This window comes from Citrobacter sp. CF971 (genome assembly GCF_006385635.1).
Lineage (GTDB): Bacteria > Pseudomonadota > Gammaproteobacteria > Enterobacterales > Enterobacteriaceae > Citrobacter > Citrobacter freundii.
The window spans coordinates 3,323,426-3,346,452 of the sequence record NZ_CP041051.1; the positions used below are offsets into that span (position 1 = coordinate 3,323,426).

24 protein-coding genes are annotated in these 23,027 nt (G+C 51.2%); 11 read left to right on the plus strand and 13 right to left on the minus strand.

What is annotated here, in order from left to right:
• Nucleotides 1-10: 10 nt before the first annotated feature.
• On the minus strand, nt 11-454 hold the full coding sequence (nuoA, locus tag E6P06_RS19580) for an NADH-quinone oxidoreductase subunit NuoA (protein ID WP_003028077.1): 444 nt from the start codon (nt 452-454) through the stop codon (nt 11-13).
• A 580-nt stretch (nt 455-1,034) separates the two neighbouring features.
• On the opposite strand from nuoA, the gene E6P06_RS19585 reads away from it, so the two are divergent.
• The 4 genes from E6P06_RS19585 to yfbR all read left to right on the plus strand — a co-directional run bounded on the left by E6P06_RS19585 (nt 1,035) and on the right by yfbR (nt 4,899).
• Nucleotides 1,035-2,015 (plus strand): IS5-like element ISKpn26 family transposase, encoded by a 981-nt coding sequence (locus E6P06_RS19585; protein ID WP_000019445.1) that lies wholly within the window; start codon nt 1,035-1,037, stop codon nt 2,013-2,015.
• Nucleotides 1,997-2,179: a hypothetical protein gene (locus tag E6P06_RS28280; RefSeq protein WP_353622354.1), complete on the plus strand. Its 183-nt coding sequence runs from the start codon at nt 1,997-1,999 to the stop codon at nt 2,177-2,179. Before E6P06_RS19585 ends, E6P06_RS28280 begins: the two co-directional genes overlap by 19 nt.
• Nucleotides 2,180-2,998: 819 nt before the next feature.
• On the plus strand, nt 2,999-4,216 hold the full coding sequence (gene alaA, locus E6P06_RS19590) for an alanine transaminase AlaA (RefSeq protein ID WP_003028082.1): 1,218 nt from the start codon (nt 2,999-3,001) through the stop codon (nt 4,214-4,216).
• Between the two features lie 83 nt (nt 4,217-4,299).
• Nucleotides 4,300-4,899, plus strand: a complete 600-nt coding sequence (yfbR, locus tag E6P06_RS19595) for a 5'-deoxynucleotidase (protein WP_003028083.1) — start codon at nt 4,300-4,302, stop codon at nt 4,897-4,899.
• Nucleotides 4,900-5,000: 101 nt separating this feature from the next.
• Here yfbR and E6P06_RS19600 read toward each other — a convergent pair whose 3' ends face one another.
• The 4 genes from E6P06_RS19600 to yfbV all read right to left on the minus strand — a co-directional run bounded on the left by E6P06_RS19600 (nt 5,001) and on the right by yfbV (nt 8,614).
• Nucleotides 5,001-6,833, minus strand: a complete 1,833-nt coding sequence (locus E6P06_RS19600) for an SLC13 family permease (protein WP_003845084.1) — start codon at nt 6,831-6,833, stop codon at nt 5,001-5,003.
• A gap of 77 nt (nt 6,834-6,910) precedes the next feature.
• The gene (locus E6P06_RS19605) at nt 6,911-7,588 is read right to left on the minus strand and encodes a sugar phosphatase (protein WP_085951580.1); all 678 of its coding nucleotides are present in this window, start codon (nt 7,586-7,588) and stop codon (nt 6,911-6,913) included.
• Nucleotides 7,581-8,075 (minus strand): YfbU family protein, encoded by a 495-nt coding sequence (locus E6P06_RS19610; protein WP_003028086.1) that lies wholly within the window; start codon nt 8,073-8,075, stop codon nt 7,581-7,583. The genes E6P06_RS19605 and E6P06_RS19610 overlap by 8 nt, the downstream gene beginning before the upstream one ends.
• 83 nt (nt 8,076-8,158) lie before the next feature.
• Entirely contained in the window at nt 8,159-8,614 is a 456-nt protein-coding gene (gene yfbV, locus E6P06_RS19615; RefSeq protein WP_003028087.1) for a terminus macrodomain insulation protein YfbV, read from the minus strand.
• A gap of 339 nt (nt 8,615-8,953) precedes the next feature.
• Between yfbV and ackA the strand changes: the two genes are divergently transcribed.
• The 3 genes from ackA to yfcC all read left to right on the plus strand — a co-directional run bounded on the left by ackA (nt 8,954) and on the right by yfcC (nt 14,097).
• Nucleotides 8,954-10,156 (plus strand): acetate kinase, encoded by a 1,203-nt coding sequence (gene ackA / locus E6P06_RS19620; RefSeq protein ID WP_003028092.1) that lies wholly within the window; start codon nt 8,954-8,956, stop codon nt 10,154-10,156.
• A gap of 76 nt (nt 10,157-10,232) precedes the next feature.
• Nucleotides 10,233-12,377, plus strand: a complete 2,145-nt coding sequence (gene pta, locus E6P06_RS19625) for a phosphate acetyltransferase (RefSeq protein WP_139935599.1) — start codon at nt 10,233-10,235, stop codon at nt 12,375-12,377.
• Nucleotides 12,378-12,576: 199 nt separating this feature from the next.
• A complete protein-coding gene (gene yfcC / locus E6P06_RS19630; protein ID WP_016150704.1) occupies nt 12,577-14,097 on the plus strand; it encodes a putative basic amino acid antiporter YfcC in 1,521 nt (506 codons plus the stop codon).
• A 56-nt stretch (nt 14,098-14,153) separates the two neighbouring features.
• Here the strand turns inward: yfcC and yfcD are convergent, their stop codons facing one another.
• The 3 genes from yfcD to yfcF are packed head-to-tail and all read right to left on the minus strand — an operon-like array spanning nt 14,154 to nt 16,016.
• Complete coding sequence (gene yfcD / locus E6P06_RS19635) at nt 14,154-14,708, minus strand: NUDIX hydrolase YfcD (protein ID WP_003839343.1); 555 nt, start codon at nt 14,706-14,708, stop codon at nt 14,154-14,156.
• Nucleotides 14,709-14,764: 56 nt separating this feature from the next.
• Nucleotides 14,765-15,316, minus strand: a complete 552-nt coding sequence (gene yfcE, locus E6P06_RS19640) for a phosphodiesterase (protein WP_139935600.1) — start codon at nt 15,314-15,316, stop codon at nt 14,765-14,767.
• Between the two features lie 55 nt (nt 15,317-15,371).
• Nucleotides 15,372-16,016: a glutathione transferase gene (yfcF, locus tag E6P06_RS19645; RefSeq protein WP_003839339.1), complete on the minus strand. Its 645-nt coding sequence runs from the start codon at nt 16,014-16,016 to the stop codon at nt 15,372-15,374.
• Between the two features lie 134 nt (nt 16,017-16,150).
• On the opposite strand from yfcF, the gene yfcG reads away from it, so the two are divergent.
• From yfcG to E6P06_RS19665, 4 genes are all read left to right on the plus strand, one after another.
• The gene (gene yfcG, locus E6P06_RS19650; protein WP_003845076.1) at nt 16,151-16,786 is read left to right on the plus strand and encodes a GSH-dependent disulfide bond oxidoreductase; all 636 of its coding nucleotides are present in this window, start codon (nt 16,151-16,153) and stop codon (nt 16,784-16,786) included.
• 54 nt (nt 16,787-16,840) lie between these two features.
• Nucleotides 16,841-17,203 (plus strand): dihydroneopterin triphosphate 2'-epimerase, encoded by a 363-nt coding sequence (gene folX, locus E6P06_RS19655; RefSeq protein WP_003028107.1) that lies wholly within the window; start codon nt 16,841-16,843, stop codon nt 17,201-17,203.
• Between the two features lie 20 nt (nt 17,204-17,223).
• On the plus strand, nt 17,224-18,117 hold the full coding sequence (locus E6P06_RS19660; protein ID WP_003028110.1) for a TIGR01777 family oxidoreductase: 894 nt from the start codon (nt 17,224-17,226) through the stop codon (nt 18,115-18,117).
• Nucleotides 18,118-18,188: 71 nt separating this feature from the next.
• Nucleotides 18,189-18,704 carry a GNAT family N-acetyltransferase gene (locus E6P06_RS19665; protein ID WP_071524476.1) on the plus strand — a complete coding sequence of 172 codons (516 nt, stop codon included), beginning with the start codon at nt 18,189-18,191 and terminating at the stop codon, nt 18,702-18,704.
• 33 nt (nt 18,705-18,737) lie between these two features.
• Here E6P06_RS19665 and hisP read toward each other — a convergent pair whose 3' ends face one another.
• From hisP to argT, 5 genes are all read right to left on the minus strand, one after another.
• Nucleotides 18,738-19,511 (minus strand): histidine ABC transporter ATP-binding protein HisP, encoded by a 774-nt coding sequence (gene hisP / locus E6P06_RS19670; RefSeq protein WP_003839331.1) that lies wholly within the window; start codon nt 19,509-19,511, stop codon nt 18,738-18,740.
• 13 nt (nt 19,512-19,524) lie between these two features.
• Nucleotides 19,525-20,232, minus strand: coding sequence for a histidine ABC transporter permease HisM (gene hisM, locus E6P06_RS19675; RefSeq protein ID WP_003839329.1), 708 nt, complete (start codon nt 20,230-20,232; stop codon nt 19,525-19,527).
• Entirely contained in the window at nt 20,229-20,915 is a 687-nt protein-coding gene (locus E6P06_RS19680; protein WP_003028118.1) for a histidine ABC transporter permease HisQ, read from the minus strand. Before E6P06_RS19680 ends, hisM begins: the two co-directional genes overlap by 4 nt.
• Before the next feature lie 186 nt (nt 20,916-21,101).
• Nucleotides 21,102-21,884 (minus strand): histidine ABC transporter substrate-binding protein HisJ, encoded by a 783-nt coding sequence (hisJ, locus tag E6P06_RS19690; RefSeq protein WP_003028120.1) that lies wholly within the window; start codon nt 21,882-21,884, stop codon nt 21,102-21,104.
• A 247-nt stretch (nt 21,885-22,131) separates the two neighbouring features.
• Complete coding sequence (argT, locus tag E6P06_RS19695; RefSeq protein WP_139935601.1) at nt 22,132-22,914, minus strand: lysine/arginine/ornithine ABC transporter substrate-binding protein ArgT; 783 nt, start codon at nt 22,912-22,914, stop codon at nt 22,132-22,134.
• Nucleotides 22,915-23,027: the final 113 nt, after the last annotated feature.

Consider the following 23,027-nt stretch of genomic DNA (forward strand, 5'->3'; position numbering starts at 1 on the left):
TGCCTCGCGGTTAGCGTTGACGATTAGCGATACTGTTCGTTTCCGGGTTCATACGCTCGCGGCGTGAACGCGCGGGCGTCCAGTCCAGCGCGCCAATACGCACCAGATAAACCAGACCTGCCAGTAACACAAAAATAAAAATTGCAGCTTCCACAAAGCCAATCCAACCGCTTTCACGGATAGAAGTTGACCATGCGAACAGATACAGCGCTTCAACGTCGAAGATAACGAAGAACATGGCTACCAGATAAAACTTGGCAGACAGGCGCAGGCGGGCGGTGCCGACCGAGTCGATACCTGATTCAAACGGCACGTTTTTAGATCTCGCGCGTGCGCGACCCCCTAAAAACCAGCCGCCGACGAGCATCAGGCAGCACAGGCCAATGGCAACGATAAGAAAGATAGCGAATGCCCAGTGATGAGCGATGATTTCAGTGGATGTTGACATACTCATTGCTTACTCATCAAAAGTAGCGCCAAATTCTCTGCTCTTTTCGGCAGATGAACGCCACATCGATTCATGGGGAGGAATAAAAAAAACCTTACAATCACTGTGAAAAATCATTTTATACAGCTAATTGATGGGGTTTTTTACTCCTTTCTATAACCTTTTGTCAACTTTAACAAAAGTTTCCTCACATTATTTTACACTACTCCAACTTCATTAACATAAAGTGCTCTTTAGACCCATTTCGATTGCATCATCGGTCATTTTTAATGTTGTTGAATCGTGTCCGTAGTGAAGTAAAAAAGATAATACACGTCTATTTTGACAGGAATTCACCCAGATGCCTCCCCCTAAATGGGAGTATTTTCTTGATCTGTGACACGCTTTTGTTAATTCACCATAAAAAACAGCAACAATTTCTCTAGTTTTTTAACATGGAAACATTTAGCAACGCGGCTGATTATTTTTCACCCTATTGTCAGTCTGTTTTTTTACCTGCTGATTTTGTTAAGTTTTAGGGAAGGTGCGAACAAGTTCCTGATATGAGATCATCATATTCATCCGGAGCGCATCCCAGAGGGACATCATGAGCCATCAACTCACCTTCGCCGATAGTGAATTCAGCACTAAGCGCCGTCAGACCCGAAAAGAGATTTTCCTCTCCCGCATGGAGCAGATTCTGCCATGGCAGAATATGACCGCTGTCATCGAGCCGTTTTATCCCAAGGCGGGCAATGGCCGACGGCCCTATCCGCTGGAGACCATGCTGCGTATTCACTGCATGCAGCATTGGTACAACCTGAGCGACGGTGCCATGGAAGATGCCCTGTACGAAATCGCCTCCATGCGCCTGTTTGCCCGATTATCCCTGGATAGCGCCCTGCCGGATCGCACCACCATCATGAATTTCCGCCACCTGCTCGAGCAGCATCAACTGGCCCGTCAATTGTTCAAGACCATCAATCGCTGGCTGGCCGAAGCAGGCGTCATGATGACCCAAGGCACTTTGGTGGATGCCACCATCATTGAGGCACCCAGCTCTACCAAGAACAAAGAGCAGCAACGCGATCCGGAGATGCATCAGACCAAGAAAGGCAATCAGTGGCACTTTGGCATGAAGGCCCACATTGGTGTCGATGCCAAGAGTGGCCTGACCCACAGCCTGGTCACCACCGCGGCCAACGAGCATGACCTCAATCAGCTGGGTAATCTGCTTCATGGAGAGGAGCAATTTGTCTCAGCCGATGCCGGCTACCAAGGAGCGCCACAGCGCGAGGAGCTGGCCGAGGTGGATGTGGACTGGCTGATCGCCGAGCGTCCCGGCAAGGTAAAAACCTTGAAGCAGCATCCGCGCAAGAACAAAACGGCCATCAACATCGAATACATGAAAGCCAGCATCCGTGCCAGGGTGGAGCACCCGTTTCGCATCATCAAGCGGCAGTTCGGCTTCGTGAAAGCCAGATACAAGGGGCTGCTGAAAAACGATAACCAACTGGCGATGTTATTCACCCTGGCCAACCTGTTTCGGGTGGACCAAATGATACGTCAGTGGGAGAGATCTCAGTAAAAACCGGAAATAACGCCAGAAATGGTGGAAAAAATAGCCTAAATAGGCTGATTCGATGTGTTTGCGGGAAAAAAATCGGCCCAGATCCGCGAAATTTTAATCAGCGAGTCAGCTTGGGAAGAAATGACCTGCTTATTCGCACCTTCCTTAGTGTAACCAAGTGAAAATAAGGATGTATTTGGTTTAACAAACGAAACAATGCTCTTTCTGAGCTATTTTAAAACCCGTGATATTCATCGGAATATAGCAACGAGAAAGAGCCGTATTTTTAGCTGCCGGATGATTCTGACTAATGGAAAACATGTAAATTTTGTAAATTTAAAAAATAGTTAACGAACAATAATTTACACATTAAAAACTAACTTTTCAGTATGTTATGAACAACCAACAAACATTTGAATTATCGTAAAACTCGTACTACACACCATTTCATAGGAGTTATCTTAACCTAAAACCACTATATTTATAAGTGTTATTGCGAATAATTCCGGGCGAATTGGTGTTATGTCAGTACAACGGTTTTCGTATTATTAGCCCAATCAATTCGATGTCGTTTAAATAATAAATAATAATTAATTAAGAATCTCTCAATTCATTAATTATGCTTAACAATGGATTCACACCGCATCACGTAGGGATCAGACCGATAACAGAATTCGTGGATGAAACCTCAGTATTTTCGAATCGCGCCGTATCGCACAGATATCGGCTGCATTTTGTTTTATAGGGCTAACTTTTTTCGACCAGACAAATCACCATACCAATACCAACAAAGCAAAACATAAATCATAAAAAAACACAACAATCCAGATTATTACACTGTAATAATTGTATAATTTAGTTATTAAAAGTTAATTATCATCCTCCTGCTTTCCAAAATCTTCTACTAAAGACCCTTCAAAACTCACCGTCGTGGGAGTACATTGTGCTGGGCTGACTTCCACGGCAGGGAGTGGCATTCACAGCTAAAAAGGTCAACGTTCATGTCCCCCATTGAAAAATCCAGCAAATTAGAAAACGTCTGTTATGACATTCGCGGCCCGGTTCTGAAGGAAGCAAAGCGCCTGGAAGAAGAAGGCAACAAAGTTCTGAAACTGAACATCGGCAACCCTGCGCCTTTCGGGTTTGAAGCACCAGATGAAATTTTAGTGGATGTGATCCGCAATTTGCCAACTGCGCAAGGATATTGCGATTCCAAAGGCCTTTATTCAGCCCGCAAAGCAATCATGCAGCATTACCAGGCCCGCGGGATGCGCGATGTAACCGTAGAAGATATCTATATCGGTAACGGCGTATCCGAATTGATTGTGCAGGCCATGCAGGCATTGCTGAACAGTGGGGACGAAATGCTGGTTCCTGCACCTGATTATCCACTGTGGACGGCGGCGGTTTCGCTCTCTGGTGGTAATGCCGTGCACTACCTGTGTGATGAATCGTCAGACTGGTTCCCGGACCTGGATGATATCCGCGCCAAAATTACGCCGCGTACGCGTGGGATCGTCATCATCAACCCCAACAACCCAACCGGCGCTGTTTATTCTAAAGAGCTGCTGATGGAGATTGTTGAGATTGCTCGTCAGAACAACCTCATCATCTTTGCAGATGAGATTTACGACAAAATTCTCTACGATGACGCCGAGCACCACTCGATTGCGGCAATGGCCCCGGATCTGCTGACTATTACCTTTAACGGCCTGTCAAAAACCTATCGTGTTGCCGGTTTCCGTCAGGGCTGGATGGTACTGAACGGACCGAAGAAACATGCCAAAGGGTATATCGAAGGCCTTGAGATGCTGGCTTCTATGCGCCTGTGTGCGAATGTCCCGGCACAACATGCCATTCAGACCGCGCTGGGTGGATATCAGAGCATCAGCGAATTCATCATGCCTGGCGGACGTCTGTATGAGCAACGTAACCGCGCCTGGGAACTGCTCAATGATATCCCTGGCGTCTCTTGCGTAAAACCGCGCGGTGCACTGTATATGTTCCCGAAAATTGACGCCAAGCGCTTCAATATTCATGACGACCAGAAGATGGTGCTCGACTTCCTGTTGCAGGAAAAAGTACTGCTGGTCCAGGGGACAGCATTCAACTGGCCGTGGCCGGATCATTTCCGCATCGTTACGCTGCCGCGAATTGATGATATCGAAATGTCGTTGAGTAAATTTGAGCGTTTCCTGTCAGGGTATCGCCAGCTGTAACCACGCAAAGTGCTACCGGGTTTGCATCCGGTAGCACTCTCTGCGCAAAATACCGTTACTGAAGTCACTGAGTAAGGGTCGTTATGAAGCAGAGCCACTTTTTTGCCCACCTCTCCCGTCTGAAACTCATTAACCGCTGGCCGCTGATGCGCAACGTGCGCACCGAAAACGTGTCCGAACACAGTCTGCAGGTTGCCATGGTTGCTCATGCGCTGGCCGCGATCAAAAACCGTAAATTTGGTGGTCAGGTAAATGCTGAGCGTATTGCCCTGCTGGCGATGTATCACGATGCGTCAGAGGTGTTAACCGGCGATCTCCCTACCCCAGTGAAATATTTCAACTCGCAGATTGCTCAGGAATATAAAGCGATAGAGAAAATTGCCCAGCAAAAACTGGTCGATATGGTTCCCGATGAGTTGCGCGATATTTTTGCACCGCTCATTGATGAACATGCCTTGAGTGAAGAAGAAAGATCGATTGTTAAACAGGCCGATGCCCTGTGCGCGTATCTGAAGTGCCTGGAAGAACTCTCCGCCGGTAACAACGAATTTCTGCTGGCGAAAACACGTCTGGAAAAAACGCTGGAGTCACGACGCAGCGAAGAGATGGACTACTTTATGGACGTGTTTGTCCCAAGCTTTCACCTTTCATTAGATGAAATCAGCCAGGATTCACCGCTTTAAACGATTTTGCCGGATGGCGGCTAACGCCTTATCCGGCCTACAGGTAACGTGATATCCGTAGGCCTGATAAGCGCAGCGCCATCAGGCGTTTACTGCGGCGGTCAAAACGGGAACAGCATCGGGATCATCACCACGCACACTGCCATGACAATCACCGTAAACGGTACGCCAATCTTCACGAAGTCGCTAAAGGTGTAGTTACCCGGCCCGAGCACCAGTGTGTTTACCGGTGAAGACACTGGCGTCATAAAGGCTGCGGAAGCCGCCATCGCAATCACCATCGCAAACGGATACGGCGAAACGCCCATCGACTTTGCCGCCGCCAGCGCAATCGGCGCCATCAGTACCGCCGTTGCGGTGTTAGAGATAAATAACCCAATGGTCGCGCACAGCACGAACAGGCAGCCCAGCATCATATACGGGCCATACCCACCACCAACGTCCATTAGCCCTTTCACCACCAGATCGACGCCGCCCGTTTTCTGTAACGCCAGCGCAAAAGGCATCATCCCGACAATCAAAATAATGCTTGGCCAGTGAATGGCTTTGTAGGCGCTTTCGGCATCGATGCAGCGGAATTTTCCCATCAGCAAACATGCGATAATCGCGGCAACCGTATTAGGGATTTCATCGGTGAGCATTAACGCGACCATCAGTACCAGACAGAAAATCGCATGCGGCGCCTGGCTGTGCGCCGGAGAAGCTTCACTGACTTCCACAGGCATATTTAGCACCACAAAATCGCGCCCTTTTTGTCCAAGCAGCGTGATCAGCTTCCAGTTGCCCACCACTAAAATGATATCGCCCATCAACAGCGGCTCATCAACCACCGCCCCGGCCAGCGCCGTACCATCGCGCTTCAGCCCAACGACATTCAGCCCGTAACGCGTACGAAAAGCGATTTCCCGTACCGTTTTGCCGATCAATTCCGACTCAGGGATCAGAGAGATTTCGGCCATGCCCACATCAAGCGCCTGCTCGGAGAAGTATTCTCCACGCAGCACCATCGGTTCCAACAGTTGCTCAGCGCAAAATTCACGCAGGTCGACATCGGCCGCAGACATATCAATCAACAATACGTCACGAGCACGAAACTCAGAAACCCCGTTTACGTCAACGATCACGCGACGAAAGCGACGCCAGCGCTCCACGCCAATCACGTTTGCCCCGTAGCGCTCACGCAGTTTCAGGTCGTCCAGACGCTGGCCTATCATAGGAGAACCCGGGCGAATCGCCAGGCGACGCGCGCGCCCGGTCAGGCGATATTCTTTAATCAGATCGCGAAAAGTCCGGCGCTTCCAGCCGTCGCCCGGCTGCCCGGAGTCTTCACCCTTCAGCATAAAACGCATCACCAGCATATAAATTATGCCAAGTACCAACACCACCAATCCCAGTGGGGTTACGCTAAAAAAGCTAAAACCATTAAGTCCTTCACGTAACAGTTCACTGTTGACGACCAGGTTTGGCGGCGTTGCCACCAGCGTCATCATGCCGCTTATCAAGCCGGCAAAACTTAGCGGCATCATCAGGCGTGAAGGAGAAATTTCCATGCGCATGGAAACACTTAAGACAACCGGAATAAAGATGGCGACCACACCGGTCGAACTCATGAATGCACCGAGTCCAGCTACGGTTATCATCAGCAACACCAGCATTTTAACTTCACTGCTACCGGCGACCTTCACCAGCCAGGCGCCCATTACTGTCGCCACACCGGTACGCACGAGACCGTCACCGATAATGAATAAAGCCGCTATCAAAATAACGTTAGGATCGCTGAACCCGGAAAAAGCCTCTGTGATGCTCAATGTTCCACTCAGAACAAAGGCAATAATGACCAGCAAAGCGATCGCGTCCATACGCACTCTGCCAGTTGCAAACAAGACGACGGCAATCGCCAGCAATGAGAGAACCCATATCAATTCACCGTTCACAACATATCCTTGTTAAATGAGAGGGATGGACTGATTCTGCCATAAAAAAGCCCCAACAATCTGGGGCTAAATCATGATCAGGTATTTCTTATAACGACCACATTTCCGTTGGGTTGTTTGGTCACAGAAATATGTTCCAGACTGGTCAGCGAAAAATCAACCTCGTTCAGACGCGGCGTATCCGCTGGCGCGTTGACCGCGATGACATGACACCCAGCTGCCAGTCCTGAAAGCACCCCGGCGGGGGCATCTTCCACCACGGCACATTCCTGCGGTGCCAGGCCCAGAAGCTGAGCGCCTAACAGATACGCGTCTGGCTCTGGTTTCCCTCTTTTTACCCGCTCGGCGGTGACAAACACTTCAGGAGCAGGAAGCCCAGCAACACGATGGCGCGCCCGTGCGACCGGCATAGAGCCGGAGGTCACAATCGCCCATGGAATACCCGCTTTATTGAGATGGTTGAGTAAATCAACAGCCCCAGGCAGCGCAGTGATCCCGGCGGTTTCCGTCGCTTCGATCTGCTCCAGACGGGTAAACTCCGCGGCGATCTCTGCCTCAGATTTGCCCACCATAAAGTGTCGCAGGGAGGTAATGGCCTGCTTGCCATGAATAAAGCCGAGCACCTCGGCGTGATCGAGGCCAAAACGATCGGCCCAGTTGCACCACGCACGTTCTACTGCGGGTAAGGAATCGACCAGCGTTCCATCCAGATCAAACAGAAAACCTTTGCACTGCACGCTCGCCCCCTCAGGCATTAATGATTTGGTTAATTTCATTCGCGCTCAGGTGATACTGGCGCGGGCAAGAGTGCCAGACGTTCAACATACGCTGATATTTTTCCCACATCGGGGTCTGGGCGTTGAAGCCATGCGTACCCGCATCAAAGTGGGTATAGCGACCTTCCACATTCACCATAAAGCGAACGTATCCGAGGAAACGGGCTTCCGTTGCGGCGTCAAAACCGAGGAAAGTCACGCGGCGCTCATCAATAGCCTGTGCATCCTTAAGATTAGTCCAGGACACATGTAATGCGTGATACATCTCCATAATATCGATAATCGTACGGCAGGTTTCTTCCGTCAGTTCACCAAACTCACGATCCAGCTCACGCATCTGCAAGCCGTAACCGCGTTCAATAATCGTCTGCAAACGACGATAACGCTCGGCGTTAGTTGGGTCGAGCATAGTCATCATTTTGTACTGATTCGACAAAATCAGACGTTGAGCGTTGGTCATTTCCATTTGGGACTCCTGTATCACTACTACTGCGATGAAAAAAAAGAAGGCATCTTGTGCCTTCTTTTATATGCGTAATCAGGGGTCAATTACAAATCATCAAGGAAAGTTTTATCCAGTTGTTTGAAGGCGCGCTTAAGCGTGTCAGCCAGCGCCTGGTAATCCGGCTTTCCTTCTACCGGAGAGAGCGCCTGCCCGGCTTCTTGCAATTTACCCCGAACTTCGTAGAACCAGTTGAGTATTGAAGGCGGCAGCGGCGTTACGGAACGTTTACCCAGCCACCACATGCCTTGCATCGGCAGGCTGAGCGCAAACAGCGCGGTCGCCACGGCCGGTCCCAACTGTCCCCCTAGCGCAATTTGCCAGCATAAGGTGAAGACGGCGATAGGCGGCATAAAACGGATTGCGTAACGTGTCATACGGATCACGCGGTTCTCTACAAACACGGGCGCGAGGCGCTTTTCCATTGGCCACGTCTTCGCGTAATGCTGCCCCCTGCGAAACAAGCTAAAAAAATTGACGGAACGATTATCCGGTGTCGACATGGCGGTTACCTCAACTTCACATATAAAAATTAAAAAATTTGTGCAAAACAACAACTACAAGGGACATCGTTCAAAACATTTTGTCTTTGATACCCACATTCAGGTATCCTGTGCCGGCCTGTAAGGCCTTTAGTCCAAAATCATTGAGTCGTCAAATTGACACATAGTATGCCATTGGCTGAAAAATACGCAAAATGACATAGACTCAAAGGTATTTATTCCATCGTGCCCAAAAAGACCATGGCGCATGATGTTAATCATAAACGTCGGTGTCATCATGCGCTACGCTCTATGACTCCCTGACGTTTTTTTAGCCACGTATCATAAATAGGTACTTCCATGTCGAGTAAGTTAGTACTGGTTCTGAACTGCGGTAGCTCCTCACTGAAATTTGCCATCATCGATGCAGTAAACGGTGAAGAATACCTTTCTGGTTTAGCCGAATGTTTCCATCTCCCAGAAGCACGTATCAAATGGAAAATGGATGGCGGTAAACAAGAAGCGGCTTTAGGTGCAGGCGCCGCTCACAGTGAAGCGCTGAATTTTATCGTTAATACTATTCTGGCACAAAAACCAGAACTGTCTGCTCAGCTGACTGCGATTGGTCACCGTGTTGTTCACGGCGGCGAAAAATACACCGGCTCTGTAGTTATCGACGATTCCGTTATTCAGGGTATCAAAGATGCAGCCTCTTTTGCACCGCTGCACAACCCTGCACACCTGATCGGTATCGCTGAAGCGCTGAAATCCTTCCCGAATCTGAAAGACAAAAACGTGGCCGTATTCGACACCGCGTTCCATCAGACTATGCCGGAAGAATCTTACCTCTACGCCCTGCCGTACAGCCTGTACAAAGAACATGGCGTTCGTCGTTACGGCGCGCACGGTACCAGCCACTTCTTCGTTACTCAGGAAGCGGCTAAAGTGCTGAACAAACCGGTTGATGAGCTGAACATCATCACTTGCCACCTGGGCAACGGCGGTTCTGTATCTGCTATCCGTAACGGTAAATGTGTTGATACCTCCATGGGTCTGACCCCACTGGAAGGTCTGGTGATGGGTACGCGTTCCGGTGACATCGACCCGGCGATCATCTTCCACCTGCACGACACCCTGGGCATGAGCGTTGACCAGATCAACAAAATGCTGACCAAAGAGTCCGGCCTGCTGGGTCTGACCGAAGTCACCAGCGACTGCCGCTATGTTGAAGATAACTACGCGACTAAAGAAGACGCTAAACGTGCAATGGACGTTTACTGCCACCGTCTGGCGAAATACATCGGTTCTTACACTGCGCTGATGGATGGTCGTCTGGATGCCGTTGTCTTCACCGGTGGTATCGGTGAAAACGCCGCGATGGTTCGTGAACTGTCTCTGGGCAAACTGGGCGTTCTGGGCTTTGAAGTAGACCACGAACGTAACCTGGCCGCACGTTTCGGCAAATCTGGTTTCATCAACAAAGAAGGTACCCGTCCTGCGGTGGTTATCCCAACCAACGAAGAACTGGTTATCGCGCAAGACGCGAGCCGTCTGACCGCCTGATTTCACACCGCCAGCCTAGCTGGCGGTGCTGTTTTGTAACCCGCCTGAAACGGGCGGTAACGAAAGAGGATAAACCGTGTCCCGTATTATTATGCTGATCCCTACCGGAACCAGCGTCGGTCTGACCAGCGTCAGCCTTGGCGTGATCCGCGCAATGGAACGCAAAGGCGTTCGTCTGAGCGTCTTCAAGCCGATCGCTCAACCGCGTGCCGGTGGCGATGCGCCAGACCAGACTACCAGCATCGTCCGTGCTAACTCTTCTCTGCCAGCCGCTGAGCCGCTGAAGATGAGCCACGTTGAATCTCTGCTGTCCAGCAATCAGAAAGACGTGCTGATGGAAGAGATCATCGCGAACTACCACGCGAACACTAAAGACGCTGAAGTTGTCCTGGTTGAAGGCCTGGTCCCAACCCGTAAACATCAGTTCGCGCAGTCTCTGAACTACGAAATCGCGAAAACGCTGAATGCAGAAATCGTCTTCGTTATGTCTCAGGGCACCGATACCCCGGAACAACTGAACGAGCGTATTGAACTGACTCGCAGCAGCTTCGGTGGCGCGAAAAACACCAACATCACCGGCGTAATCGTTAACAAACTGAACGCACCGGTTGATGAGCAGGGCCGTACTCGCCCGGATCTGTCCGAGATTTTCGATGACTCTTCCAAAGCGAAAGTGATCAAAGTTGATCCGGCTAAACTGCAAGAATCCAGCCCGATGCCGGTTCTGGGCGCAGTGCCATGGAGCTTCGATCTGATCGCTACCCGTGCAATCGATATGGCGCGTCACCTGAACGCCACCATCGTAAACGAAGGCGATATCAATACCCGTCGCGTGAAGTCTGTGACTTTCTGCGCACGCAGCATTCCGCACATGCTGGAACACTTCCGCGCAGGTTCCCTGCTGGTGACTTCCGCTGACCGTCCGGACGTGCTGGTTGCTGCATGCCTGGCAGCGATGAACGGCGTAGAAATTGGCGCCCTGCTGCTGACCGGTGGCTACGAAATGGACGCGCGCATTACCAAACTGTGCGAACGTGCATTCGAAACCGGCCTGCCGGTATTCATGGTAAACACCAACACCTGGCAGACCTCTCTGAGCCTGCAGAGCTTCAACCTGGAAGTTCCGGTTGACGATCACGAGCGTATCGAAAAAGTTCAGGAATACGTTGCTAACTTCATCAACGCTGACTGGATTGAATCTCTGACCGCAACGTCTGAGCGCAGCCGTCGTCTGTCTCCACCAGCGTTCCGTTATCAATTGACCGAGCTGGCACGTAAAGCGGGCAAACGCGTTGTTCTGCCGGAAGGCGACGAACCGCGTACCGTTAAAGCGGCAGCCATCTGTGCTGAACGTGGTATCGCAACCTGCGTACTGCTGGGTAACCCGGATGAGATCACCCGCGTTGCGGCCTCTCAGGGCGTTGAACTTGGCGCTGGCGTAGAAATCGTTGATCCAGATGTGGTTCGCGAAAGCTACGTTGCTCGTCTGGTCGAACTGCGTAAGAACAAAGGCATGACCGAAACCGTTGCCCGCGAACAGCTGGAAGACAACGTGGTTCTCGGTACCCTGATGCTGGAACAGGACGACGTTGACGGTCTGGTTTCCGGTGCCGTTCACACTACTGCGAACACCATTCGTCCACCGCTGCAGCTGATCAAAACTGCACCGGGTAGTTCCCTGGTGTCTTCTGTGTTCTTCATGCTGCTGCCGGATCAGGTTTACGTTTACGGCGACTGCGCGATCAACCCGGATCCAACCGCAGAACAGCTGGCAGAAATCGCTATTCAGTCCGCTGAATCCGCGATCGCCTTCGGTATCGAACCGCGCGTTGCGATGCTCTCCTACTCCACCGGTACCTCTGGTGCAGGTAGCGACGTAGAGAAAGTTCGTGAAGCGACTCGTCTGGCGCAGGAAAAACGTCCTGACCTGATGATCGACGGCCCGCTGCAGTACGACGCCGCCGTTATGGCTGACGTTGCGAAATCCAAAGCGCCGAACTCTCCGGTTGCAGGTCGCGCTACCGTGTTCATCTTCCCGGATCTGAACACCGGTAACACCACCTACAAAGCGGTACAGCGTTCTGCCGACCTGATCTCCATCGGGCCGATGCTGCAGGGTATGCGCAAGCCGGTGAACGACCTGTCTCGTGGCGCGCTGGTAGACGATATCGTCTATACCATCGCACTGACCGCGATCCAGTCTTCCCAGCAGCAGCAGTAATCTGCCGAGTGTGCCGGATCTCTTATCCGGCAACATATCTACTTATCAAACCGGAAATAGCTGATATTTCCGGTTTTTTTATGTCTGTTTCCCCTTTGGCATAATCTGAAATATTTGCCTGAATGCGCTGCATCAATGAATAACTATTCTTCTGTTCGCATACTTACCCTCTTTTGCATTGCAACAGGGATAGTCTTTCATGTCAGCAGTAACAGAATCACAGCCAGCCAAAAAATGGGCGATGCCCGACACGCTGGTGATTATTTTTTTCGTCGCCATTTTAACCAGTCTGGCGACATGGGTTGTTCCCGTCGGGATGTTCGACAGCCAGGAAGTGCAATATCAGGTTGATGGACAAACCAAAACCCGTAAGGTGGTTGACCCCCATTCCTTTCGTATTCTGACCAATGAAGCTGGTGAAGAGCAGTATCACCCGGTTAAGTTCTTTACCACCGGAGATGAGCGCCCAGGCCTGATGAATTTTCCGTTCGAAGGCTTAACCTCCGGCTCGAAATTCGGCACTGCGGTCGGCATCATTATGTTTATGCTGGTCATTGGCGGCGCATTTGGCATCGTTATGCGTACCGGCACCATTGATAACGGCATCCTGGCGCTCATCCGCCATACGCGGGGCAACGAGGTCCTCTTTATCCCAGTGCTGTTTATTCTCTTCTCCTTAGGCGGCGCGGTGTTTGGCATGGGGGAAGAGGCGGTTGCCTTTGCCATTATCATCGCGCCGCTGATGGTCCGGCTAGGTTACGACAGTATCACCACCGTTCTGGTTACCTATATCGCGACTCAGATTGGTTTCGCCAGCTCATGGATGAACCCATTTTGCGTGGTGGTCGCGCAAGGTATTGCGGGGGTGCCAGTGCTCTCTGGTTCCGGTCTGCGCATCGTGGTCTGGGTGGTCGCTACGCTAATAGGACTAACCTTCACGCTGGCCTATGCGGCACGCATCAAAAAGAATCCGCTTTTGTCCCGGGTACATGAATCCGATCGCTTCTTTCGCGAGCAGCAGGACGAGGTCGTGGAACGACGCTTCACGCTCGGTGACTGGCTGGTACTGATGGTGCTGACGGGCGTGATCGTGTGGGTCATTTGGGGCGTTATCGTCCACGCATGGTTTATTCCTGAGATCGCCAGTCAGTTCTTCACGATGGGCCTGGTGATTGGCATTATCGGCGTCGTGTTTCGGCTCAACGGCATGACGGTCAACATCATGGCCTCCTCATTCACTGAGGGAGCACGAATGATGATTGCCCCTGCCCTGCTGGTTGGTTTTGCCAAGGGCATTTTACTGCTGGTCGGTAATGGAGAGGCGGGTGAAGCCAGCGTGTTAAACACTCTGCTGCACAGTATTGCCAACGGCATTAGCGGGCTGGATAACGCCATAGCGGCGTGGTTTATGCTGTTGTTCCAGGCGGTGTTTAATTTCTTCGTCACCTCCGGCTCCGGTCAGGCAGCATTGACCATGCCGCTTTTAGCGCCGCTGGGCGATCTGGTTGGCGTCAACCGTCAGGTTACCGTGCTGGCCTTCCAGTTTGGCGACGGATTCAGCCATATTATCTATCCGACGTCGGCATCTCTGATGGCTACGTTAGGTGTTTGTCGGGTGGATTTTCGTAACTGGCTGAAGGTAGGTGCTACGCTGTTGGGGCTGCTGTTTATTATGTCCAGCGTGGTGGTGATTGGTGCGCAGATAATGGGTTACCATTAAAAAGCGCACGTCCGGCCTACTCGATTTCTCGACGCAGTAGGCCGGATGAACAGAGGTTACTCAGCTTCTTCCTGCTTTTCGGCTTTCGCCCCTTCATTCTTGGCGTTGCGGGTCATCCACAGCGCCAGGGCTTTCAGGGAGTCCGGTGTAAATTCGTCGCAGCGCGCGGTAATTTCTTCCGGCGTCAGCCAGCAAACTTCGCTAATTTCTTCTTCCTGCAGCGCGAACGGTCCGTGGGAAACACAGCTAAACAGCCCGCCCCATACGCGACAGTTCTGGTCTTCAAAGTAAAACTGACCATGCTCGGCAAACGGCACGCCCGCAATCCCCAGTTCCTCTTCTGCTTCACGGCGCGCTGATTCCAGCATCTGCTCGTCAGCCTGAACAACACCGCCTGCGGTGGCATCCAGCATACCGGGCAAAAAATCTTTTGTCTCAGTGCGACGTTGAACCAGAATTTTGCCCATACCATCATGCACAACGATATACGTTGCACGATGGCGTAAGCGTTGCGCCCGCATTTGTTCCCGGCTGGACTGTGCAATGACCTCGTTGTCTTCATTCACAATATCCACCCATTCAGTACTTGCCAAACGACGCTGTTCCACCATCAGGAAACCTTCTTTTTTCTGGCGCTCTTACGGCGCGTTTATGTTTGTGGGGTAAATTACGGATTAATCTCGACCTGTGCAATAACACTTTGATCATTGAGTGCCATTACGCTGAGAACATTATCATCCAGAATCCCGTAACTTGCCGCAAAGCCCCCTTTAGGGATGCTTACCGAGCCGGGATTGAAATGATAGATATCCTCGCGCCGCTCAGCAACCGGCAGATGAGTATGCCCATAAACCAGAATATCGCCCGCATTGAGCGCCGGCATATTTTGCGGGCCAAAAAGATGTCCGTGCGTCAAAAAGAGTCGCTGGTTTTCTGTCAGAATTTGCTGCCACGGCGCAGTCATCGGAAAATGCAGGAGCATCTGATCCACTTCGCTGTCGCAATTACCACGCACCGCAATAATTCGCGATGCCTGTTCATTCAGCCGTTCTGCAACCTGCGCAGGTGCATAGCCTTCTGGAAGCGCATTACGCGGCCCGTGGTTTAAAACATCACCCAATATCACCAGCCATTGCGCACCGCTTGCAGCAAACCGTTCGAGTACGCGTTCCGTGGCTGGCAACGAACCATGAATGTCCGATGCGAACATCAGTTTCATCACTCACTCCTCGCTGAAAAGTACCTTGTAATGATACTGGATTACGGCCCGTTTTTCAGCAGGAACGCTTCGCTGAAAGCGCGATAAAACGCTGTACTGAAGCGCGCTGCCACTGGAAGGTGGCGTATTCCGCAAGCGCTTCCGGAACCTCATCGCCATTCAGGACCAGGCGATTAAGCATTAGCGCTAAATCACAGTCAGCGATACACCATTCGCCAAATAAATTCTGCTTACCGTGGCTCAGTAAACTGCCGGCAGTAGCGAACAATTTTTCCGCACTGGCTTTTCCCGCTTCGCTTAACGGTCCTTTCTTCACGCCAGCAAAAACGACATCCGTTGAGCGTTCTTCACGGATAGGCATTAAATCGCTGCGGATCCACGCCTGAACCTGGCGCGCCCGCGCGCGTTTTTGCACATCGTGCGGATAGATACGCTCCCACTGTGGCGGCGCGAAGCTCTCTTCCAGGAATTCCGTAATCGCTGATGATTCGCTCAGTTCAAAACCATCGATCTCAAGAACCGGCACGCGGCGCGTCAAGGCGTAACCTTGCCATGAAGGTTGCAAATGTTCGCCACTGTTGAGATCAACAGTTTTCAGCGTAAAAGGCAGCCCTTTCTCTTGCAGAGCGACATAAACAGACAGCACGTAAGGGGAGAAAAAATTGGCATCTGACCACAGCGTAATTGCAGGTTTGCTCATAATGTCCTCTGAAGTGTATTAGCTTGCCTTCAAAATATAGAGTCTTTCTCTCGCTGTCACTTGATGAAAACTCAAGCACGCCAACAGGCTCTATACTTGTTATGACCCGGTTCATGACAAAACGGATGCTGAAAATGATCGATCTCTATTACACGCCATCGCCAAACGGTCACAAAATCACGTTGTTTCTTGAAGAGGCGCAGCTGCAATACCGTCTGATTCATGTCGATATCAGCAAAGGTAGCCAGTTTCACCCCGATTTTCTGCAGATCTCGCCGAACAATAAAATCCCGGCCATTATCGATCATGCCCCGGTGGACGGCGGAAGGCCCATCAGCTTGTTTGAGTCCGGAGAAATTTTACTCTATCTGGCGGAAAAGAGCGGTAAGCTGCTCAGCGGTGAATTACGCGAACGCCACACCACGCTGCAATGGCTGTTCTGGCAGGTCAGCGGTCTGGGTCCTATGCTGGGGCAGAATCATCATTTCAGTCATTACGCTCCGCAAACGATCCCTTACGCCATTGAAAGATACCAGGTTGAAACCCAGCGCCTGTACAACGTGATGAATAAACGTCTGGAATCGTCACCCTGGCTGGGAGGCGATCACTACAGCATTGCCGACATTGCAAGCTGGCCGTGGATCCACGCCCATCAGCGTCAGCGCATCGACCTCGACAACTACCCGGCGGTCAATAACTGGCATGAACGCATTCGTACACGTCCCGCGACTGAACGCGCCATGCAGCACGCACAAAGCGAGAAGCGATGACGCAATTCGGTTCTCGTGTATCATGCAAAGGTTCATACATGGAGGAAACCTGCAATGTCACAACCTGACGCTATTATTCGTATAAAAAACCTTCGTCTGCGCACTTTTATCGGCATCAAAGAAGAGGAGATCCTTAACCGCCAGGATATCGTCATCAACATTGCCATTCACTATCCGGCAGACAAAGCCCGTACCAGCGAAGATATCAACGACGCGCTGAATTATCGCACAATCACCAAGAGCATCATTGCCCACGTGGAGGGTAACCGCTTCTCATTGTTAGAAAAATTAACTCAAGATGTGCTCGATATCGCACGCGAACATCACTGGGTCACTTATGCTGAAGTGGAGATAGATAAACTTCACGCATTGCGTTACGCCGACTCAGTTTCTATGACACTGAGCTGGCAGCGCTAAAACGTAACCCGGGAGGCGACATGCAGATTCTGATTACCGGCGGTACTGGCCTGATTGGACGTCATCTGATCCCCTGCCTGCTGGAACTGGGGCATCAGATAATTGTAGTGACACGTACCCCTGATAAGGCTCGTCAGATTCTCGACTCTCGGGTCACGTTATGGAAAGGACTGGAAGAGCGGCAACATCTCAATGACATTGATGCCGTGATTAACCTTGCCGGAGAACCTATTGCCGATAAACGCTGGAGCGCACAGCAAAAGGAACGCCTGTGCCAGAGCCGTTGGGGCATTACGCAGAAACTGGTCGATTTAATCAATGCCAGCGAGACGCCGCCCTCAGTGTTAATCTCCGGTTCCGCTACCGGTTACTACGGCGATTTGGGCGAAGTTGTGGTTACGGAAGAAGAGCCACCGCATAACGAATTTACCCATAAGCTATGTGCCCGCTGGGAGCAAATTGCCAGCACTGCGCAAAGCGACAAAACCCGCGTGTGTATGCTGCGTACCGGCGTGGTACTAGCCTCTGCTGGCGGTATTCTGGCGAAAATGGTCCCGCCGTTTCGTCTTGGCTTAGGCGGCCCAATCGGTAACGGACGACAGTATATGGCCTGGATCCATGTTGATGATATGGTCAACGGAATTATCTGGCTGCTGAATAATGATCTACGCGGTCCCTTCAATATGGTTTCGCCATACCCGGTGCACAATGAGCAGTTTGCCCACGCTCTGGGACACGCTCTAAACCGCCCTGCCATTCTGCGCATTCCCGCCACCGCTATGCGGCTGCTGATGGGCGAGTCTTCGGTGCTGGTCCTCGGCGGGCAGCGAGCATTGCCCAAACGCCTGGAAGCGTCCGGTTTTGCATTTCGCTGGTACGATTTAGAAGAAGCGTTGGCGGATGTGATCCGATAATCCCGTAGCTCTATTCACGGTCGCTGTTGTGGTGGTAAGGTTATAGGCCAGATTTCCGCAATGGCGACGTTATGGCGATAATTTCGACTCCCCGACTTACCCTGTCCTTATTTAAATTTTCTGACTGGTCATTTTTCCAGAGATTACGTGAATGCCCGGAAGTCATGCGCTATATGGGTGATATTGCCCCAGCGAAAGACACGCGTCTGTTATTCGCCAGACGTCTGGCTGCACAGCATACTTTTGTCATCCGCGAGCATAACAAATCAACGCCTCTCGGTGATATTGGCCTGCAAATCAGCCACTTATACCCACACGAGGCCGACCTCGGCTACGCCATTTTGCCAGAAGCTCAGGGGAAAGGGATTGCCAGCGAAGCCGTGACGGCAGTGTGCCAGTACGCTTTCGAGCGCACGGCCGTCACGGCGATAAACGCTTACGCACTCGCGGAGAATAAGGGTTCTGTTCGTATTCTGGAAAAAACAGGGTTTGTGCGTACGCAGGTACTGGAAAAGGCGTATGAGATTGATGGCATCGCCTACGACGACTGGGTGTTTCGGCTGGAGCGCGACGCGCTAAAATTGTAAGCCCGGAAAACGTAACGCCTCCGGGCAGGTGATTTACTTCAACGAACCTTTGAGGAACTGCTGCAAACGTGGACTTTGCGGATTACCGAATACCTGCTCCGGGTCGCCCTCTTCCTCAATTTTCCCCTGATGCAGGAAAATCACGTGCGTGGAAACATGACGGGCAAACCCCATTTCGTGAGTCACCACCACCATGGTTTTCCCCTCTTCGGCCAGCTGTTGCATAATGCGCAGCACTTCACCCACCAGTTCAGGATCTAGTGCCGACGTGGGTTCATCAAACAGCAACACTTCCGGCTCCATCGCCAGCGCACGGGCAATGGAAACACGCTGCTGCTGACCACCGGACAGATGCACCGGATATTTGCCCTGCGCGCGCTCATCAATGCCCACTTTAGCCAGATACTTCACCGCGCGGTCGCGGGCTTCCTGTTTGCTCAGCCCCAACACCTGGATCGGCGCTTCCATGACGTTTTCCAGCACCGTCATGTGGCTCCACAGATTAAAGTGCTGAAAGACCATTGTTAGACGCGTGCGCAGCAGGCGCAGCTGATTTTTGTCCGCAACCTTGAGCTGACCGTCTTTGTCGCGCACCAGACCAATGTTCTGACCACTGACTATAATCGACCCGGCGCTTGGTTTCTCAAGAAAGTTAATGCAGCGCAGGAAGGTACTTTTACCGGAACCTGACGAGCCAATAATACTGATAACATCACCCGCGTTGGCCTGCAGCGACACCCCTTTCAGCACTTCATGTTCGCCGTAGTGCTTATGTAAATCGATAACGTTTAATTTATTTTCAGACATCGTGTTACTCGAATCATTTAGAGGATACATGCTGCAACCAGCGTTTTTCCGCTTTACGGAACAGACTGATCAGGAAATACGAAATAATCAAATACAGTACAGCGGCAATACCGAAGGCGGTAAACGGCTGATACGTTGCCGAGTTGATATCGCGGGCGATTTTCAACAGGTCAGGTACCGTTGCGGTAAACGCCAGCGCCGTGGAGTGCAGCATTAAAATGACTTCATTGCTGTAAGCCGGCAGCGCAATACGCAGCGCGGAAGGTAAAATAATGCATCGATACAGTTTGAATGACGAGAAACCGTATGCGCGAGCAGCCTCAATCTCACCGTGAGGCACGGAACGGATAGCCCCGGCGAAAATCTCAGTGGTATAGGCGCAGGTATTCAGCGTCAGCGCCAGCACGGTGCAATTCAGCCCGCTGCGGAAAAACGCGTTGAGGAAGTCCGTGCCTTTGACTATCTCCAGCGTATACATCCCGGAATAAAACACCAGTAGCTGAACGTACAGCGGCGTGCCACGAAAAATATAGGTGAACAGCCAGATAGGGAACTGAATAAATTTATTACTGGAAACGCGGCCAATAGCCAAAAAGAGCGCAAGTATTCCGCCCATCACTACTGAAGAAATCAAAAGCCACAGGGTGATAGCGACGCCAGTGTAGCGATATCCGTCGGTCCACAGCAGGGACTTCCAGTATTCCTGAATAATCTCGATCACAGGTCAGCCCTCTTCACACCCACGGAATAGCGGCGCTCAAGGTACAGCAGCACACCATTAGAAACAGTGGTAAACACCAGATAGATGACCCCGCACACGACGGCAAAATAGAACGGCTCCCAGGTACTCTTCCCGGCAAGCTGGGTCGCTTTCACCACGTCTTCCAGGCCGAGCAGCGACACCAGTGCCGTGGCCTTAAGAATAACCTGCCAGTTATTACCGATTCCCGGTAAGGCATAACGCATCATCGCCGGGAACATAATGCGACGAAATATTTGTGAGCTGGTAAAGCCAAACGCCGTCGCGGCTTCAATATGGCCTTTTGGTACAGCCATAAACGCACCGCGAAAAGTTTCGGTAAAGTAGGCGCCGTAGATAAATCCAAGGGTGATAATGCCCGCAACCATCGGATCGATATCAATCTGGCCGATACCGATGGCATCGGTAATGGTATTCAGCGCGATTTGTAATCCGTAGAAGATGAGCAGCATTAAGACCAGATCGGGCACACCGCGGATTAGCGTTGTGTACCCTTCGAAAATAAGCCCCATTGCCCGGCTTTGCGACAGCTTTGCTGCTGCGCCGACAAGACCTATCAGAACCGCCAGTACCACCGAGCTGAGTGCCAGCTCCAGCGTAACAATTGCGCCCTGTAAAATAACACCTGAAAAGCCATACAACATGCTGCCTGTCCTGTCGTGTGTGGTGGAGTAGTAAGCCTCTTTTGATTTCAGACTAACCGTTAAATGCCGGATGGCGGCTTTGCCTTATCCGGCCTACAAAATCACCGTAGGCCTGATAAGCGCAGCGCCATCAGGCATAAATTCAACGCGTCAAAAATCTACGGGCTTTATCAGCACCTGCGGTAATTAACCGCCGTAAACATCAAAATCGAAGTACTTTTTCGCCAGCTTCTCGTAAGTACCGTCAGCTCGCATTTCGGCAAAGGCTTTGTTCAGCGCTTCGCGCAGCTCGTTATCGTCTTTGCGCAGCCCCATACCGGTACCCACGCCGAACAACTTCTCGTCTTTCACAGACGGACCGCCAAATTTGTAATCTTTACCGACTGGCTGTTTCAGGAAGCCTTCGCTGGCCGCGACTTCATCCTGAAACGCGGCGTCAATACGCCCGGCAGTCAGGTCAGAATAGATATTGTCCTGCCCCTGATAAGAGACAATCTCAATACCTTTTGGCGCCCAGTGTTCGTTGCCGAACGTTTCCTGGGTGGTGCCCTGCAGCACACCAACACGTTTACCTTTCAGCGACTCAATGGTCGGCTGAATAGCTGAATCTTTAGCGACAACCAGACGCGAGTCGGCTGCATAAAGCTTGTCAGTAAAAGCGATTTCCTGCTGACGTTTTTCAGTAATGGAAAGCGAGGACATGATGGCATCGATTTTCTTCGCTTTTAGCGAAGGGATCAGCGCGTCCAGCGGGTTTTCCACGAAAGTACATTGCGTATTAATACGTTTGCACAGCTCTTTAGCCAGATCGATATCAAAACCGACTAATTCACCCTGTGCATTTTTCGATTCGAACGGCGCATAAGTAGGATCGGTGCCGATACGAATTTTTTGCGGAATGGCTGCAAATGCTGCGGTAGCACTGGAGAAAGCCAGAACCAGAGAAAGAGACAACACCAGTTTTTTCATAACTATCCTCAACAGACTGTCTTTTATAGGGGATCTTTACAGGACCAGGTGCAGTTATCGTGCCATTAATCAGGCCGACAAGGCAAAGTATTCTACCCTGCCGTCGGTATTTATTTGCATGAAAAGCGCTTAAGTATGCACTCATGCTTATTAAGTCAGCGATAAAAGCACCAAAACAGTGCACTGAATGTATTATGCACCGTAATGGTTACCCGCAATGGTGCAGTCAATTCCCCACGCCGCTGTATTAATCGCCGTAGACATTAAAATTAAAATATTTGCTCGCCATTTTGTCGTAGGTGCCGTCTTTGCGCAGTTCACCCAGCGCTTTATCAAAAGCGGCTTTCAGCTCGGTGTCATCTTTGCGCAAACCAATCCCGGTTCCGTCGCCAAAGTATTTTTTATCTTTCACCGAAGGACCTGCAAAGTCGTAGTCCTTACCGGCAGGTTGCTTCAGGAAGCCTTCGCTGGCCGCGACTTCATCCTGCAGTGCTGCGTCGAGACGACCCGCCGTCAGGTCAGAATAGATAAGATCCTGGTTCGCATAGGCCACCACATCCACGCCTTTGCTACGCCAGTTGTCATTGGCATAGGCTTCCTGAGTAGAGCCTTGCAGCACGCCAACGTGTTTACCCTTGAGGGAGTCCAGAGTCGGTTTAATTGGGGAACCTTTCGCGGCGATCAGCCGTGAGTCTGCTGCGTAAAGTTTGTCTGAGAATGCAATCTCTTGCTGACGCTTCTCGGTGATAGAAAGCGAGGAGATAATGGCATCAATTTTTTTCGCTTTCAGCGACGGGATCAGCGCATCAAAGTCGCTGGCAACCCAGGTACATTTGATCTGCATGCGCTTACACATCTCATTTCCCAGATCGATATCAAAGCCGAGAAAGTCGCCTTTGGCATCTTTAGAGGAAAAAGGTGCGTACGTTGTATCTGTACCAATACGAACCGTCTGCGGAAGTGCTGCGTAGCTGGCCGCGGTGGCGGAGAGTCCTACCAGCAAAGACAAAGCAAGAACCGTCTTCTTCATACATAACCCTCAAGTGGCGTAATTTTATTATGTTTTACGTTGTGTTGTGTGTTTGCAGACTTTTTCATGCAGGTCTTATGCCATTTTCGCGTCGATGAGGATATTCGACGTTA

Coding starts and splice junctions, on each gene's coding strand:
- nuoA (WP_003028077.1), bottom strand. CDS start 454: ATGAGTATGTCAACATCCACTGAAATCATCGCTCATCACTGGGCATTC.
- E6P06_RS19585 (WP_000019445.1), top strand. CDS start 1,035: ATGAGCCATCAACTCACCTTCGCCGATAGTGAATTCAGCACTAAGCGC.
- alaA (WP_003028082.1), top strand. CDS start 2,999: ATGTCCCCCATTGAAAAATCCAGCAAATTAGAAAACGTCTGTTATGAC.
- yfbR (WP_003028083.1), top strand. CDS start 4,300: ATGAAGCAGAGCCACTTTTTTGCCCACCTCTCCCGTCTGAAACTCATT.
- E6P06_RS19605 (WP_085951580.1), bottom strand. CDS start 7,588: ATGCCTGAGGGGGCGAGCGTGCAGTGCAAAGGTTTTCTGTTTGATCTG.
- E6P06_RS19610 (WP_003028086.1), bottom strand. CDS start 8,075: ATGGAAATGACCAACGCTCAACGTCTGATTTTGTCGAATCAGTACAAA.
- yfbV (WP_003028087.1), bottom strand. CDS start 8,614: ATGTCGACACCGGATAATCGTTCCGTCAATTTTTTTAGCTTGTTTCGC.
- ackA (WP_003028092.1), top strand. CDS start 8,954: ATGTCGAGTAAGTTAGTACTGGTTCTGAACTGCGGTAGCTCCTCACTG.
- yfcC (WP_016150704.1), top strand. CDS start 12,577: ATGTCAGCAGTAACAGAATCACAGCCAGCCAAAAAATGGGCGATGCCC.
- yfcD (WP_003839343.1), bottom strand. CDS start 14,708: ATGGTGGAACAGCGTCGTTTGGCAAGTACTGAATGGGTGGATATTGTG.
- yfcE (WP_139935600.1), bottom strand. CDS start 15,316: ATGAAACTGATGTTCGCATCGGACATTCATGGTTCGTTGCCAGCCACG.
- yfcF (WP_003839339.1), bottom strand. CDS start 16,016: ATGAGCAAACCTGCAATTACGCTGTGGTCAGATGCCAATTTTTTCTCC.
- yfcG (WP_003845076.1), top strand. CDS start 16,151: ATGATCGATCTCTATTACACGCCATCGCCAAACGGTCACAAAATCACG.
- folX (WP_003028107.1), top strand. CDS start 16,841: ATGTCACAACCTGACGCTATTATTCGTATAAAAAACCTTCGTCTGCGC.
- E6P06_RS19660 (WP_003028110.1), top strand. CDS start 17,224: ATGCAGATTCTGATTACCGGCGGTACTGGCCTGATTGGACGTCATCTG.
- E6P06_RS19665 (WP_071524476.1), top strand. CDS start 18,189: ATGGCGATAATTTCGACTCCCCGACTTACCCTGTCCTTATTTAAATTT.
- hisP (WP_003839331.1), bottom strand. CDS start 19,511: ATGTCTGAAAATAAATTAAACGTTATCGATTTACATAAGCACTACGGC.
- E6P06_RS19680 (WP_003028118.1), bottom strand. CDS start 20,915: ATGTTGTATGGCTTTTCAGGTGTTATTTTACAGGGCGCAATTGTTACG.
- hisJ (WP_003028120.1), bottom strand. CDS start 21,884: ATGAAAAAACTGGTGTTGTCTCTTTCTCTGGTTCTGGCTTTCTCCAGT.
- argT (WP_139935601.1), bottom strand. CDS start 22,914: ATGAAGAAGACGGTTCTTGCTTTGTCTTTGCTGGTAGGACTCTCCGCC.